This window comes from Microbulbifer maximicatervae (SeqCode) (genome assembly GCF_052467615.1).
The window spans coordinates 4723223-4738887 of sequence record NZ_CP174319.1 but is presented as its reverse complement, the minus strand read 5'-3'; the positions used below and the strand labels follow the sequence as shown (position 1 = coordinate 4738887).

The 15665-nt window shown below is 48.1% G+C and carries 16 protein-coding genes; 5 read left to right on the top strand and 11 right to left on the bottom strand.

Annotation, left to right across the window (positions count from 1 at the left end; translation table 11 throughout):
• Positions 1 to 78: 78 nt before the first annotated feature.
• From ACJJIM_RS20935 to ACJJIM_RS20920, 4 genes are all read right to left on the bottom strand, one after another.
• Positions 79 to 1086: a fumarylacetoacetate hydrolase family protein gene (locus ACJJIM_RS20935; RefSeq protein WP_444911876.1), complete on the bottom strand. Its 1008-nt coding sequence runs from the start codon at positions 1084 to 1086 to the stop codon at positions 79 to 81.
• Positions 1083 to 1643, bottom strand: a complete 561-nt coding sequence (locus ACJJIM_RS20930; protein ID WP_444911875.1) for a VOC family protein — start codon at positions 1641 to 1643, stop codon at positions 1083 to 1085. Before ACJJIM_RS20930 ends, ACJJIM_RS20935 begins: the two co-directional genes overlap by 4 nt.
• Before the next feature lie 14 nt (positions 1644 to 1657).
• Positions 1658 to 2737: a 4-hydroxyphenylpyruvate dioxygenase gene (gene hppD / locus ACJJIM_RS20925; RefSeq protein ID WP_413663972.1), complete on the bottom strand. Its 1080-nt coding sequence runs from the start codon at positions 2735 to 2737 to the stop codon at positions 1658 to 1660.
• Positions 2738 to 3011: 274 nt separating this feature from the next.
• Positions 3012 to 3263, bottom strand: coding sequence for a hypothetical protein (locus tag ACJJIM_RS20920; RefSeq protein ID WP_413663971.1), 252 nt, complete (start codon positions 3261 to 3263; stop codon positions 3012 to 3014).
• A gap of 348 nt (positions 3264 to 3611) precedes the next feature.
• Here ACJJIM_RS20920 and ACJJIM_RS20915 point away from each other — a divergent pair, with 348 nt between their 5' ends.
• Together ACJJIM_RS20915 and ACJJIM_RS20910 are read left to right on the top strand one after the other, a co-directional pair.
• Positions 3612 to 4592: a calcium/sodium antiporter gene (locus ACJJIM_RS20915; protein WP_444911874.1), complete on the top strand. Its 981-nt coding sequence runs from the start codon at positions 3612 to 3614 to the stop codon at positions 4590 to 4592.
• A gap of 138 nt (positions 4593 to 4730) precedes the next feature.
• Positions 4731 to 5717, top strand: coding sequence for a glycerophosphodiester phosphodiesterase family protein (locus ACJJIM_RS20910; RefSeq protein WP_413663969.1), 987 nt, complete (start codon positions 4731 to 4733; stop codon positions 5715 to 5717).
• 6 nt (positions 5718 to 5723) lie between these two features.
• Here the strand turns inward: ACJJIM_RS20910 and ACJJIM_RS20905 are convergent, their stop codons facing one another.
• The 7 genes from ACJJIM_RS20905 to ACJJIM_RS20875 all read right to left on the bottom strand — a co-directional run bounded on the left by ACJJIM_RS20905 (position 5724) and on the right by ACJJIM_RS20875 (position 11653).
• On the bottom strand, positions 5724 to 6044 hold the full coding sequence (locus ACJJIM_RS20905; RefSeq protein ID WP_413665909.1) for a chaperone modulator CbpM: 321 nt from the start codon (positions 6042 to 6044) through the stop codon (positions 5724 to 5726).
• A 5-nt stretch (positions 6045 to 6049) separates the two neighbouring features.
• Entirely contained in the window at positions 6050 to 7021 is a 972-nt protein-coding gene (locus tag ACJJIM_RS20900; protein WP_444911873.1) for a DnaJ C-terminal domain-containing protein, read from the bottom strand.
• A 242-nt stretch (positions 7022 to 7263) separates the two neighbouring features.
• Positions 7264 to 7632: a hypothetical protein gene (locus ACJJIM_RS20895; protein WP_282930449.1), complete on the bottom strand. Its 369-nt coding sequence runs from the start codon at positions 7630 to 7632 to the stop codon at positions 7264 to 7266.
• Positions 7633 to 7942: 310 nt separating this feature from the next.
• On the bottom strand, positions 7943 to 8506 hold the full coding sequence (locus tag ACJJIM_RS20890) for a TFIIB-type zinc ribbon-containing protein (protein WP_282930450.1): 564 nt from the start codon (positions 8504 to 8506) through the stop codon (positions 7943 to 7945).
• Between the two features lie 121 nt (positions 8507 to 8627).
• The gene (locus tag ACJJIM_RS20885; RefSeq protein WP_282930451.1) at positions 8628 to 10337 is read right to left on the bottom strand and encodes a flotillin family protein; all 1710 of its coding nucleotides are present in this window, start codon (positions 10335 to 10337) and stop codon (positions 8628 to 8630) included.
• A complete protein-coding gene (locus ACJJIM_RS20880; RefSeq protein ID WP_282930452.1) occupies positions 10338 to 10991 on the bottom strand; it encodes a YqiJ family protein in 654 nt (217 codons plus the stop codon).
• Complete coding sequence (locus ACJJIM_RS20875) at positions 10991 to 11653, bottom strand: PspA/IM30 family protein (RefSeq protein ID WP_282930453.1); 663 nt, start codon at positions 11651 to 11653, stop codon at positions 10991 to 10993. The genes ACJJIM_RS20880 and ACJJIM_RS20875 overlap by 1 nt, the downstream gene beginning before the upstream one ends.
• Positions 11654 to 12213: 560 nt before the next feature.
• Between ACJJIM_RS20875 and ACJJIM_RS20870 the strand changes: the two genes are divergently transcribed.
• From ACJJIM_RS20870 to ACJJIM_RS20860, 3 genes are all read left to right on the top strand, one after another.
• Positions 12214 to 12351: a hypothetical protein gene (locus ACJJIM_RS20870; RefSeq protein WP_282930454.1), complete on the top strand. Its 138-nt coding sequence runs from the start codon at positions 12214 to 12216 to the stop codon at positions 12349 to 12351.
• Between the two features lie 37 nt (positions 12352 to 12388).
• Complete coding sequence (locus ACJJIM_RS20865; RefSeq protein ID WP_444911872.1) at positions 12389 to 13801, top strand: nicotinate phosphoribosyltransferase; 1413 nt, start codon at positions 12389 to 12391, stop codon at positions 13799 to 13801.
• A gap of 198 nt (positions 13802 to 13999) precedes the next feature.
• Positions 14000 to 15631, top strand: coding sequence for a TldD/PmbA family protein (locus ACJJIM_RS20860; protein WP_413663966.1), 1632 nt, complete (start codon positions 14000 to 14002; stop codon positions 15629 to 15631).
• Positions 15632 to 15665 lie beyond the last annotated feature (34 nt).

The window sequence follows — 15665 nt, the reverse complement described above, 5'->3', positions numbered from 1 at the left end:
AGGATACCTCGACCAAATTCTGTCCCTAGGTCGTTAACTCCAGGGGATGAAATCCGGTCGAGGTTTGGCTAAGCGGTGTTAAACCTGCTCTACAGTCTGCTCAATACGTCCAAAGATAGATTGCCCTTGATCGTCGAGCATTTCGATGGAAATGGTATTTCCAAAGTCCATAAATGGCGTGCTTGCAGAGCCATTCTGGATGGTCTCAATCATGCGAATCTCGGCAATACAGCTGTAACCGACACCGCCTTCTGCTACAGGCTTACCGGGGCCGCCATCCAACTTATTGGACACCGTTCCAGAGCCAATAATGGTGCCTGCGCAAAGTGGACGAGTTCTGGCCGCATGGGCGACCAATTGCCCAAAGTGGAAGGTCATATCCACACCGGCATTGGGCTCGCCAAACTTCTCACCATTCAGATGGGAAACCAGTGGCAGATGCAATTTACCCTCGCTCCAGTTTTCACCCAGCTGTTCAGGGGTTACACAAACAGGGGAGAAAGCACTAGAGGGTTTGGACTGGTAGAAACCAAATCCTTTGGCCAGCTCCGCAGGTATCAATCCGCGCAGGGATACATCATTGACCAACATTACCAACTTGATATGGGACAGTGCATCCTCAGCGGACACCCCCATAGGAACATCGTCGGTGATCACGGCAATTTCTGCCTCGAAGTCGATGCCAAAGCCATTGCTTTGCGGCATCTTTACCGGCTCGCGTGGATCCAGGAAGGTATCGGAACCACCTTGATACATGAGCGGATCGCTGTAGAAGCTCTCCGGCACCTCGGCACCGCGGGCTTTGCGCACCAGCTCAACATGATTCACGTAAGCACTACCGTCGGCCCAGTGATATGCGCGCGGTAAAGGCGAAGCACACAGAGTTTGGTCAAAGGCTTCCCCTTGAATCTCGCCACTTTGCAGGCGTTCGTGTAGCTTCTCCAACTCGCTGCTGACTGATGCCCAATTGTCCAACGCACTCTGCATGGTGGGGGCAATATCGCCAGCTGGCACCATACGGGTAAGATCGTCGCTAACAACAACCAATTGGCCATCGCGGCCGGATTTAAGGCTGGCTAACTTCACTGTGCCTCCCCTTCAGTTTTTTCCACAAATTCTTCTTCCCCATGCATCCAGGCGGCGTGCCTTGGGGCTTTTTTAGTACGTGACCACTCTTCCAACATATCCTCAGCAACCCGCTTCAGCTCTTTGTGCATACCGGGCTTGGCGGTATTGGCGGCCAGCTCGATACGATGGCCGTTGGGGTCGAAGAAGTAGATCGACTGGAAGATAGTGTGATTGGTAGGGCCGAGTACGTCGACCCCGGCCGCTTCCAGTCGTGCTTTGGTCTCAAGCATTTCCTCCATGGACTCCACTTCGAAAGCGATATGCTGCACCCATTTGGGTGTGTTCTCATCGCGCCCCATCTCTGGGGAGTTGGGGATTTCGAAGAAGGCAAGCACATTCCCCATACCCGCATCCATAAAGATGTGCATGTAAGGGTCCGGCTCACCGGTTGAGGGTACCTCGTTTTCGGCAATGGCCAGCTGGAAGTCCATGCCGAGAAGATCGCGGTAGAATTCCACGGTCTCCTTGGCGTCCCTACAGCGATACGCCACGTGGTGAATGCGCTTAATGCCCATTGAAGCCTCCGTTATTATTCCTTTTCTTTAATGACGCCACGCTTGAGCTGGTCGCGCTCAATGGATTCGAACAGGGCCTTAAAGTTACCCTCACCAAACCCTTCATCTTCCTTGCGCTGGATAAACTCAAAGAATACCGGGCCGAGCATATTGGCGGAGAAAATCTGCAGCAACAGACGCGGTTGGCCGCCCTCAGTGGTGCCATCCAGCAGGATGCCACGGCTCTGGAATTCTTCAGTAGGTTCACCGTGTCCAGGAAGGCGCTCTTCCAGCATTTCGTAGTAAGTGTCCGGCGGCGGGGTCATAAACTCCATGCCGCGCTCTTTCAGGCGATCCCAACAGGCAATTAAGTCATCACAGGCAAAGGCGATATGCTGGATACCTTCGCCGTTGTACTTCATCAGGAACTCTTCGATCTGGCCGCCGCCACCAGCTGCCTCTTCGTTCAGCGGAATACGGATCTTGCCGTCCGGTGCGGTCATCGCCTTGGACAGCAGGCCGGTGTATTCACCCTTGATATCGAAGTAACGAATCTCGCGGAAGTTGAACAGGTCTTCGTAATACTTGGCCCAGTAATCCATACGGCCGCGATACACGTTGTGGGTAAGGTGATCCAGAGTGTGGAAACCACAACCTTCGGGGCGGCGCTCTACGCCCTCTTCCCAGATAAAGTCGATATCGTAGATGGACTCACCATCTTCGTAGCGGTCAATCATGTACAGGGTCGCACCGCCAATACCTTTGATTGCCGGCAGGTGCAGTTCCATCGGGCCGGTATTCACATGAACAGGCTGTGCACCTTTACGCAGAGCCTCTTCGTAGGCGAACTTGGCATCTTTTACGCGGAAGGCCAGGCCACAAGCGGAGGGACCGTGCTCCTGGGCGTAGTAATAGGCGTGGCTGTCAGGCTCGTAATTGGTGATAAAGTTGATATCACCCTGGCGCCACAACTCCACTGCCTTGGAGCGGTGACGGGCGATTTTCTCAAAGCCCATGGCGGTAAAAACGGTTTCAAGGATGCCTTTTTCCGGCGCTGTAAACTCTACGAATTCGAAGCCGTTAAGTCCCATCGGGTTTTCAAATAAGTCGGCCATGCGGTCCTCCATTTCTTATCATCGCAGCACTTCAAAGCGGGGCTGCGGATTGTGGATTTAAAGCGCAAACGAAGTTAGTTGCAGATGTAACTAATGTCAAGAAACTCTGGATCAGCTAACAAATGAGTACTTGAAGTGTGCTTTTAGTCACCAGCCTCCAAAGCTAGCGCCTGGGAAAATAACCAGCTGGCAACGGGTCCTTGAACAGGACCGGGAGAGTAATCGGGAGCCGGGTGCGACACAGTTGTTGCGTCACACCCATGCACAGCCGACCTTATTTACGCGTGCATTTTCCGGTATCAGTACGACACATATGATCCTTGTGAAACTTGCCGGTCATCTGGTCGCACTGGGATTTGCTCACATCTCCGGCACAGGCATTTTCGGCATGCTGGCAGCAACCGGTTTCAGCGGTGCCCATCCCTTTATTGCCGTCCATCCCTTCATCTTTCTTGCGCTGTTCGCAGGCAGACAGGGTCAAAACCATCGCCGCGGCCAGTATCCCAATTGAAGCTTTGAGTCTCATAAAGGCCTCCTAAATACCCGGCTTAGCGGCCGGTGACATGGATATCGCGGAATCTGCCGCGCATTGCTTTGTGCGACCCGCGTAGATTTACCCGACATCTCCACCAGCTCAGGGATTTTGCGATTAGGCGCGCCATCCCATTATCACCCTGCAGATTTACCGGGCCATGCATTGACTGTAGCCCACACTGGCAGCGAAACCATCTGACTGACGGGACATTTACGTTAATTTGCCCCTGACAGCCCATCCAAATAACTGAATACCTTTTTGTATTTGTCAGAGCCGGTACAATCGGCCCCCGTTTGTCGGGTAAAAACCCCGCCTGAATGTATTTATTGAGGACCCCCTATGCTTCTCGCCGCTGCTGCCATCATTGCTGGCTTTATTGTGCTGGTCTGGAGTGCCGATCGTTTTGTGGATGGAGCTGCCGCCACTGCTAAACATTGCGGCATGCCCACACTGTTAATAGGCATGGTGATTGTCGGCTTCGGTACTTCCGCTCCGGAGATGGTGGTCTCAGCCATTGCCGCCTTGAATGGCAACCCCGGCCTCGCCCTGGGTAATGCCTACGGTTCCAATATTGCCAATACCGGTTTGATTCTCGGTTTCAGTGCCCTGCTGATCCCACTATCGGTACACTCAAAGATTGTGCGTAAAGAGCTGCCACTGCTGCTGACAATCACCCTGCTCAGTGGTGCCTTCCTGTGGAATGACCGCTTGGAGCGCTGGGAGGGTATTGTTCTGTTATTCGGTTTCTTCGCCTTGATCGGCTGGAGTATCTTTTCTGCCATGCGCAATAAAGGTGACCAGCTTGAGGGAGAAGTAGAAACTGAGCTGGAAGACAACCCTATGCCACTCGGAACTGCCATATTTTGGTTGGTAGCGGGGCTGGTACTATTGATTGTCAGCTCCCGAATCCTCGTATGGGGAGCAGTAACCATTGCCGAATCTTTGGGGGTCAGTGACCTGGTGATAGGCCTGACTATTGTTGCCCTGGGAACCTCACTGCCGGAACTGGCCGCAACTTTAGTGGCCGCACGAAAAGGTGAGCACGATATCGCCATCGGTAACGTTGTCGGCTCCAATATGTTCAATCTGCTGGCGGTGGTTGGCATTGCCGGCACCATTGCTCCCATGAACAACGTACCCCACGAGGTGCTGTCCCGGGACTGGCCGATGGTTCTGGGCCTCACAATTGCCCTGTTTATTTTTGCCTACGGCTTCAAAGGCCAGGGCCGAATCAATCGCTGGGAAGGCTCCGCGCTGCTAATGGCTTACCTCGTATATACCGGCTACCTGGTGGGAACCATTACCAAAGCTGCACTCTGATAATATTCGGGGTGGTGCCGCACCACCCCATAGTTACTGCCTGAATTCACCATAATTCGCCACCTCTGCGCCCATTTCTCTTCCCAAAAACTGACTAATATCTGCAACACCTTCCAAGGAAAAGTGCAGAGCAGCTTGATGAAGAGAAGCACCATTGGCAAAACCGTAGCGCTAACGGCCCTATTTGGACTCGGTGCAATTTACCTACTCAATGCCTCTTGGCTGGCGACAGCCCAGCAAGGGGAACCGATCCTGATTGCCCATCGCGGCGTCTACCAAACTTACAACCGGGATAATTTGACCCGTGACGAATGCACCGCAGTCCGTATCTATACCCCGGAACACCGCTATCTGGAAAACACGATTCCCTCTATGGAAGCTGCCTTTTCTCATGGCGCGGACATTGTCGAAATCGATGTCCATCCCACCACTGATGGCGACTTCGCGGTATTTCACGACTGGACCATAGACTGCCGCACGGATGGAACAGGTGTCACCCGGGAACAGTCCATAAAGGACTTAAAGAAGCTGGATATTGGTTACGGCTATACCTTTGATGGCGGCAAGACATTTCCCTTTCGTGGCCAGGGGGTGGGTTTACTTCCCACTTTAAAAGAGGTCTTGCTGCACTTTCCCGGCAAGCAGTTTCTGATCAATATTAAGAGTAATGATCCAACAGAAGCAGAGCGATTGGATAACTATCTTCGGCAACACCAATTGCCTATTAATTCCCGGCTTATGGTCTACGGTGGCGATCGCCCAATTAAAAGGATGCGCCAGTTACGGCCAAATGCATTGGCCTTCAGCAAGACAAGCGCCAAACAATGTGCTTTGCAATATGCACTGTTCGGTTGGAGTGGCTACTTTCCCGAGTCTTGCCGAAACAGCATTGTTGTTGCACCCAATACCTGGCGATGGGCTTTGTGGGGTTGGCCCAACCGCTACTCTGAACGAGTAGCCAAAGCCAATAGCTTGGTGATGGCAGTGGACCATAAAAATGGTAAGCGGGGCTTGCCCGGTATTTACACACCGGAAGAGCTCAGTTTTCTGCCCGAAGGGTACAGCGGAGCTATTTGGATTGAGAAGATCGAGCTGATTGGCCCATATCTACAAGCAAGACAATAGATAACCTTAGCGTTTTCGACCTTTCTCCAGCCGTGCCAGATGCGCCTGAAGACGCTCTATTTCTTCCAGCAGCTCTATCGCTAATGCAGCGCCGGCAAGATTTACCCCCAGATCTCGCTCCAGGCTGTAAACCCGGCGCACCCGGCGCACACAAATTCCGCTAAAGCGCCACTGCACTTCCCTGCTACGCGGCTCAATAATTCCCTCCTCAACCAAGGCAATAATGCGCTCCGCCGGCACACCACAAGCCCGACACAGTTCACTCAAAGTTAACTCACTCTCTTCATCCAGGAGAACACCGCTAAGCTGCTCAACCTTTTTAGGCATCACAATTATCCTCCCATGGACTGACGCGGATTGAAGTTGAATGCGTCGCCAAACTGACGGTATGCCTCGCGTTCAATATCAGTAGTGGCTGGCGGCGTAACAGTTTGCATCACTATATACATATCCCCCGGCTGCTTTGCCGGGATACCGCGGCCCTTGAGGCGCAGTTTTTTACCATTGGTGCTGTTTGCTGGAATGGTCACTTTAATGGGACCATCGGGAGTGGGTACCTGAACTTTGGCTCCAAGCGTTATCTCCCAGGGAGCCAAAGGCAAATCCAGGTAAACCGTTTTACCTTCTGTATGGAAAAGGGGATGGGGGTTGAAAGCAATTTCCAGGTAGAGATCACCAGGCTTACCTTCTCCAATGCCAGGCTCACCCTGTCCAGCTAAGCGAATCTGTTGCCCTTCAGTGATCCCCTTGGGAATTTTTATATTAAGAGTGCGCTCACGCAGTTGCGGTCGCCCATCTGCACCCAATACCGAGTGCTTTAAGGTTACTTGGCGTGTACCGCCACGATAACTATCTTCGAGGTCTACTGTGATGCGGGCATAGGTATTTTCACCCTGGGCACTATAAGAGCGGCGCTGCCCCTGCCCATAAGCCTGACGAAACCCGCCGCGGCCAAACAAGCTTTCAAAGAAGTCACTAAAAGCTTCAGGATCAGCTTCGGTATATCCACCACCGTGAAACTCAAAACCCTGGTCCCAATTGGGGGGCGGTCGGAAATCCTGGCCAGACTGAAAACCACTGCCGAGCTGATCGTAAGCAGCTCGCTTCTCTGGGTCCTTCAATACTTCATAGGCCTCATTTACTTCCTTAAAGTGTTCTTCGGCGCCCTCCTCTTTACTGACATCCGGATGATATTTACGTGCTAATTTTCGATAGGCACGCTTAATCTGTGCCTGATCCGCACTCCGATCCAGGCCGAGTATTTTGTAATAGTCCTTGTATTCCATGGCTTTAATAAAAGCCAAAGATGGTGCATTTTGCCATGCATAATTTAATTAACTAGCAGAAGAATATGTCAGTGATGAGTGAATCCGCCAACCTAATTTAAGAGTCATTAGGATGCGGAACAAACAGCATTAAGGTGAAGACACTGAGGATAATTATTAAACTTCGATATGGCGCATTTATACTTTAAGTCCAGCAAGCATACCGCAATACATATATTATATTTGACGCCGACATAAAATTCGGCGCCAAATACCACAGGTTAATGACCTGTTTCATACCACATATCAGCACTCACATACTCAATACTGCCATCAACATAGTGAATATATGCTTGGCCTTGATTTGTTGAATAGGCTCTTACTGTCACATTGCATGAAAGGCCTGAACTACAACCTTTTATCCAATTTATTCGATCAATAGACTTGGTTATATTCGTAATAGTCCATTTACCAGAGGTGGAATTTCCAAAACTAAAGTCTATCCCCGTGCAGCTAGAGGTGCCATTGCCAAAAACTTGACCTCCAGACTTTACATTGAGTTGACACACAAGATTAGCAGATAGCGCAGGCAACGAAATAGATGCACCCACTAATAGTAAACTTGCCAGTAATAATTTTTTGATATCCATATACCTAACCTTAAATTTAAATGTCTCTATTATTTTTTTAAGTAAACAACGAATTTGAGGTTATCATTGAACAGTTGCGCTTCCTATACGACTCCAAAAATACGCCATAAAAATAAGCTAACCAGTTATCAAATCAAGACAATTAAATTCCATTAATTCAAAAAAACAATGTAATCAAATTAAATCTGTAATTTTTTCGGATATGATCGATTGAAAATAAATCTGTTTTTACATGAGAGTACAATGGAGCTAATATTCTAGGGAAGCCACGTTAGTCAGCCTCCCTGGAACAGGACATATTGATTAGGCGTTAACGTTCAGCAGAGTAAGGATCTTCCGCATTTAAATAGGCCAAAACATCTGCTTTCTGTTCGGTTGAATTAAGCCACTTGCGAACTTCTTTAGCTTTATCATATAAGTCATCGCCAAATTTACTCCGATACATTTCAGAAAAAGTCTCTTGGGCCTTATTCTCCCTGATCTTTTTCTGCCATTCATGAGTAACTAAAAAGTTAAGTGAGCCAGCAAGTCCTTCAGCTTTTAGTAAATCCCACTCGCCTTTATCTAACCAAACTCCACCGACAACAGTGCTGTAATCAATACGGTGCTCACTACTAGCAATAATTTTTATCTTTTGCATTATGGAGCCAGACACTGGGCACAGGATAGCTCGTTTAGTATCTTCGGCAACTACATCATTCAGATTACTAATGTCTTCTGAAAATTTGTATTCAGGATTTTGTCTTTTCCAGCTTAAGTAATCTTCAATAAGAATCCAGTTACCCTCACAGGAAGAACAGGTATATCCACGAAATAACTCTTCGATAGATCCTGGTTTAAGAACGCCATCTTTACAGCTGGTACAGCGCTTCATATTTTGTACCTTAATAAAAAATAACCCGGATCTATCTATTTAGAACCGGGTTATAAGAATCATTTATTTCTAAAAACAATAGTTAGTTTTGTACTATATAATTTAAAAAATGTACGTTGTTTTAACTATCAATCTCAGTAGTCTTATTGAGGTCGCCAACTCCAGCTTCTTTTAAGAGCGAGTCTACCAGCGGCGCCATAGCTCGGTGTTTTAGAGCACTACCCACCAGAGCCTCAGGCAAGCTTTGTCCTTTGGATTCAGCCTCGCCATCTAAAATGCCGCTGCTTGCTCTACCATCAACACCATTTAAGCCTTCAACAGAGATAATTTTCATTCCCTCAATACTTTCCATCGGCTTAACGCTTTCACGGATAATATTGGGCAGATTTTCGTGCAGACTGAGGACCTTCTTAAGTGCAATCTGGGCCTCATTAAGGCTATTAAAAGCCTCATTCATCAGGCGCTGCCCCTCAGCGTCCACCGCATATTTTTCACGATCAGCTTCGACTTTAATACGAATAGCCTCAGCTTCAGCTGCAGCCTGCAAGCGCAATGCTTCAGCCTTATCCTCTGCAGCTGCTTTCTCTGCATCGGCCATTACCTTAATACCCGTGGCCTGACGCTCCGCTACTTTTTGAGCTTCGATAATTTCAATGCGCTTATCACGCTCAGCAACTTCAACATCCTGAGCCGTGCGAACTTGCTCTTCGGCTTTTACGGCTTCAGCTCGAGCTACGTTGGCCTGTTGGTCCGCAAGAGATTGCTCTTTGGACTTTTCTGCAACAGCAATTGCACGTTCCTGCTTGGCAATTTCCACTGATTTCTCTTTGGAAATACGCTGCTCATCGAGAATACGCTCACCTTCAATCTCTTGCTCTTTCAAGCGTCGCTCTTTCTCGATTTCCAGTAACTTAGTTGCCTGTTCCGCAGCAATTTGAGATTGGCTCACCTCGCGCTGGGCTTCAATTTCAGCCTTGCGTGCGGCGCGCTCCTGCTCTGCTTGTTCACGGGCGATATCCGCCTTCTGAGCAGCTTCACGATTTTCCAGCTCGCGCTGTTGCTCCAAGTGTGCGTAACGTTTTTCCTTATCAATTTCTAACTTTTGGCGTTCAGCTTCGAGGTTTTTCTTCTCGATCTGTACCATAGTTTCCTGCTCGACATCATTGACCTCTTTACGACGCGTCTCAATAGAGCGGGTCATGCTGGCGAGGCCCTCAGCATCAAACACATTATCCTGATTGAAGAATTCTTTATGGGTTTGATCCAAACCGGTCAAAGATACAGCCTCGAGTTCCAATCCATTTTTTAATAGATCTTCGGAAACTACCTGCTGAACTTTTTGTACAAACTGACTGCGCTGCTCATGCAATTCGGCCATTTCCATTTCAGCTGCTACAGAGCGTAACGCATCAACAAATTTACCCTCGATCATTTCTTTTAATGCTTCGGGGTCTAAAGTACGCAGCCCCAAAGTCTGTGCAGCATTGGCTATCGCATCTACATCCGGTTTTACCCGCAGATAAAATTCAGCAAGTACATCAACACGCATACGATCCTTGGTGATCAGCGCTTGATGCTCTTTACGGGAAACCGCCAGGCGCAAAGTATTCATGTTCACAGGAATAATTTCATGTAGAACCGGTAGTACCAATGCACCTCCATTCATTATGACTTTTTGACCACCCATACCAGTACGCACAAATGAGCGTTCTTTTGAGGCTCTTGTATACAGGCGCGCAAAAATAGTTCCAATAACAATTAAGGCCACTAGTACAGCCCCGGCAATAAATACCATAACCGGTAGGTTTCCTATCACTTCTAGATTCTCCATTTAGTTATTCTCCATAAGATGTATACTGCTGGGGCGTGTTACTCGAAAATGTGCTCCCAGCTCTTCAACCAGTAACACCTTATCCCCCTGATTAAATGTTTCACTTTCATCCGGTTCCACCATCACATAATGTGTAGTTCCGTATTCATCACTAAAACGTGCTTCTGCTGGTGAACCGATTTCTGCTTTACCGATCGTAATAATAGCTACACGGCCAATAAAGGAATTTCTCTCAACTGCCTCGGATTCATCACCCACAGCAAAGCGCCGCATAATGTTGCCAACAAAACGTACCTGAGGTAGCGCAAGAAAAAAGACTGCCACAGCAAGTAAACCGCCTGGCAATAAATATCCAACAAGAGACTCTATGAGCATTTGGGCTACTAGGCCGGTGACTCCAAAGCTAACCAGAAAAGTTACTAACAGTATAAGTGCAGGAACTTCACCGAAACGCAACCACCCAAGCATCTTAGTCATCCCGCCAGACAACCCTGTATCTGGCACGTCAACATCAAAATCTGGTAATAAATTATCCAGTAAATCTGAAATACCAACACCAATCAATGTCATGACGCCTTCAAGAAGCGCTATCATAAACATTAAAATCAGCGCACCAGTAAAGATCAGGTTTTGGTCTTGCAATAAAAATATCATCAGCCCCCCGATTTAATCTTGGCTAAACGTTCTTTCACACGATTATTTCGCGCGAACTCCTCAAGCTCTGCTAATTTGCTGGCATCTATCCCAGAGTCAAATGTCGATATAGCTATATTACCTACTGCTCGATTAAATGCATCGGTAGCTTGTTCTACCTGGGCTTTTGGCTTTCTATCCCTGCCATATTCATCGGCAGTAACTCTATTGCTTACCTTTTTATTGGCTGCAATAAATTCTTGTAATTGCTCACGCATTTCACGTTTCTTACCTTGCAGGGCAAGAATATAGGAACCTAGTTCCTTTATTTCTATCTCATTTTCATTGATCGCTTTTTCTAAAATTGGAAGTTGCGCCTCAATATCCATTTGTTTGGCAATGGCGACTTCAGCCAAATCATCACGACCTTCATTTATAGCAATATCAATTTGTTCAGCTAAATGCTTATGACGAGCATTTTCATCGCTTAACGCTCTACTGTTTAGATACTTGGATGCCTCCACCTTCCCTAGCTGATCTCGCACATCTGCAATTGCATCATCCACCTCCCGAATTGCCTGCTCCATCACTGACTCTGGTGCAGTGGCTTCAACCGAGTCCACGACGGCATTGGCGGACACAGAGATTAAACGTGATATGCGCTTTATAAACCCTTCACTCATAACTTATCTCCTGCTCCCAAATAGAAAAATCCACCTTATTATTAGCTACAAACTTCAAATGATCTCGAAACAGTATCCAATCTCTCACTAAAGATACTGTTTATGCTTTCCTGCTATGACGGCAAGACAATTTTTCCGCAAAGTATTACGAGTCTGCAGCAGAGTTTTTATAAGTAGCTCAATAGGATTGGAATCAATAGTAAATTATATCAATGCCGTATTCTCTACGAGCAATTCCAATATCATTCAAATTAGTAAACTGCGATGACTTTTTCCCAAACAACAAGTCATTAATGGAAGGAACGCTTCTACACAGGAAAGTTATGACCGGGCAGATTTTTTTGCTCTGCCGAACCTCTCTCTACAGCAACCAATTTACGCATTTTTTACTTTGTGTGACAGCGCTACTGCAATCGATCGACACCAAGGTAGGCATAGTCATCCGCCGATAAACACGCCGAAATTTACTGGAGTTCATTGAGCATGACGTTCCTTTGCCTCACATGCATATAAATGTACACATACCAATAGAGTAGGTCAATCAATAGAAGGTAAAATGAGTGGATGACAAGTTTTTAAACGTGGGTCGCTTGCTTTTATGCTTTGCTAAAGTAGCAGCTATTAGCGCTGTAAAACTGAACATTGTGGTTGGCATACAATTCAAAAATCAATTACACGCTATAACAGCAGGTAAATAGTAACATAAAATCAACGCCAACTTATGGTTTTGAAAATATGAACGCGCCCAGTTCTAATTCATCCTTTCAGTGCTTGGAAAATCCTATTCTCAATGTCGATAGCTATAAAACTAGTCATTATCTGCAGTACCCCCCAGGAACATCACATATTAGTAGTTATGTAGAGTGTCGTGGTGGAGAATTTACGTCGACGGTATTCTTTGGCTTGCAGGCGTTTATCAAGCAATACCTGAGCACCCCCATCAGTTCTCATCAAATTGATGAAGCTGAAAATATTTTAACCCCCCATGGACTACCATTTAACCGTGATGGATGGAATCATATTTTAAATGACCACAATGGTTTAATGCCCCTTGAAATTGCAGCGATAGAAGAAGGACAAGTCATTCCAGTAACCAATGTTTTAGCTCAGGTTGTAAATACCTGCCCCTCCTGCTTTTGGCTCACCACTTATATTGAAACTGCACTTTTACGGAGCATCTGGTATCCATCAACCGTAGCTACCCAGAGCCGCGAAATAAAGAAAATTATCTCACAGTATTTATTTGAAACAGCGGAAAATCTGGATACGCTGGAATTTCGTTTACATGATTTCGGGGCTCGGGGAGCCAGCAGTCTCGAAACAGCCATGCTGGGAGGCATGGCTCATTTAGTTAATTTTAAGGGGACTGATACGATATCCGGAATATTAGCCGCAAAAAGATTTTACAACGCCGCTGTACCTGGAGCTTCCATTCCCGCCGCTGAACACAGCACAATTATCGCTTGGGGACAGCAGCATGAGGAAGATGCTTACCGTAATATACTTGAGCAATTTTCTGGGGAAGGAAAAACTGTGGCTGTTGTCAGCGATAGCTATGATTTATGGAATGCTATAGAAAATATCTGGGGAAAAAAATTAAAGGATAAAGTTACTCACGGTGGCGGCACATTAGTAATAAGGCCTGACTCCGGCAACCCAGAAGAAATCGTGATAGAAGCAATAGAAAGGTTGATGCGGATATTTGGCTCGCAGAAGAATAAAAAAGGGTATCGATTACTCCCCCCCTTTATTCGGGTTATACAAGGAGACGGTATCACCCGATTTGTAATCCCGAAAATTCTCCAAGCAATGAAAGAAAACAATCAAAGCACAGAAAATCTGACCTTTGGTATGGGAGGAGGATTACTACAAAAAGTTGACCGCGATATGATGGGGTTTGCAATGAAAGCCAGCGCTATCTGTATCAATGGCAGTTGGTACGATATTTTTAAGAATCCGAGAACCGGACCCGAGAAAAGGTCCAAGGGGGGCCGCCTTGCGTTGATTCGCGGCGATGATGGTGCACTTCGAACTATTGTGCAGAGCGACCTAAAATCAGAGGCTAACCTGCTGAGGCCCGTTTACCGCAACGGTATCCTGCTTAAAGATTTTACTTTCGACAAAGTTCGAAGAAATGCTGCTCTTTGAATCCCTTTCCACCCTCACAACGTCTTACCCCTACGAAACTTCACTTTACCGAGCGAGTACTTTACAACTTTAGGTTGGTCCTGTTAGTTGTGCGTATCCAAAGTCTGACCTCCGTGCACATAAGGCCTCCAGCGTCAGTCGTAATAACAATAAGTACCCGCAGAGAGTGCTCATGCTCTCGTGGGGTAAAGGTAGCCAATGGAAAGAAGAAAATTCCTCAAGATCGCCGGCGTCGGCTCCAGTGGTATTTTGTTGCCGCTACAGGGCATTCAGGTCAGCGCCGAGCAGCTGCTCAATGAGGGCATGCACAGCTCCCATAAAAGACACCTGGCTGATGTAGTCCTGAATACCGCGCGCAAAGCCGGGGCCAGTTATACCGATGTGCGTATCGGCCGCTATCTGAACCAGTACGTTATGACCCGCGAAACCAACGTGGAGAATATCGTCAACACAGAATCCCTTGGCGCTGGTATTCGTGTGATCGCCAATGGTACCTGGGGCTTCGCCGCCACCAACGACCTTACAGCGGATGGCGTCGCCCTTGCCGCGCGCCAAGCAGTTGCCGTAGCTAAGGCCAATGCCAAGTACCAAACCGAGCCCGTGCGTTTGGCACCGGTAAAAGGCGTGGGCGAGGTTTCCTGGCAGACACCTATCGAACAAAATGCCCTGCAGGTCCCCATCAGTGAAAAAGTCGATTTCCTGATGGATGTTAACAATGGGGCACTCAAAGCTGGGGCCAGCTATATCCGCTCTTCCCTGTATTTGGTGAATGAGCAAAAGTACTTTGCTTCTAGCGACGGCTCCTATATTGACCAGGATGTCCATCGCCTATGGGCACCTATGCAGGTGACCGCTGTTGATAAACAGAGCGGTGCTTTCAAGACTCGCAACGGTCTCAGTGACCCAGTGGGGAGAGGCTATGAATACCTGGCCGGTCACGACAAAGACAAGATTCGCGGTCAGACCACGCTCTACAAAGCTTCCTATGATATGGCCGAGGATGCAGTGCTTGCAGCCGAGCAGGCCCAAGCCAAGCTATCAGCCAAGTCCATCGATCCGGGCAAGTACGATTTGGTACTGGAACCCTCGCATCTGTGCCTGACCATCCATGAATCTGTGGGTCACCCACTAGAGCTGGACCGCGTGCTGGGTTACGAGGCCAACTACGCGGGAACGTCCTTCGCCACCCTGGATAAGTGGCGCAGCGGTAAATTCCAGTACGGCAGCGATAAGGTCACCCTGTTTGCCGACAAGGTGCAACCGGGCTCCCTCGGAGCCGTCGCCTATGACGACGAGGGGGTAAAAACCAAGCGTTGGGACTTGGTAAAAGACGGCATCCTGGTGAACTACCAGGCTACCCGCGATCAGGTGCATATGATCGACCAAAAGGAATCCCACGGTTGTAGCTATGGCGATAGCTGGTCCAGTGTGCAGTTCCAGCGCATGCCCAATGTCTCCCTGGCTCCGGGCGAGAAGAAGTACTCAGCCAAAGACATGATCCGCGATGTGGAAAAAGGCATTTACATTGTCGGACGCGGCTCTTATTCCATCGACCAGCAGCGCTACAATTTCCAATTCGGCGGGCAGCTGTTCTACGAGATCAAAAACGGCGAGATCGTCGGCCAGGTTGAGGACGTCGCCTACCAGTCCAATACCCAGGAATTCTGGAATTCCTGCTCGGCGATATGCGACAGCAGCGATTACCGCTTGGGCGGAACCTTCTTCGATGGCAAGGGCCAGCCGAGCCAGGTGAGTGCAGTCTCCCACGGCTGTTCCACCACCCGTTTTGACCAAATTAATGTAATCAATACCAAGCGCAAGATTTCCTGAGCGGCGCACAAGAATAAGTAATTGGAGAAAAGGC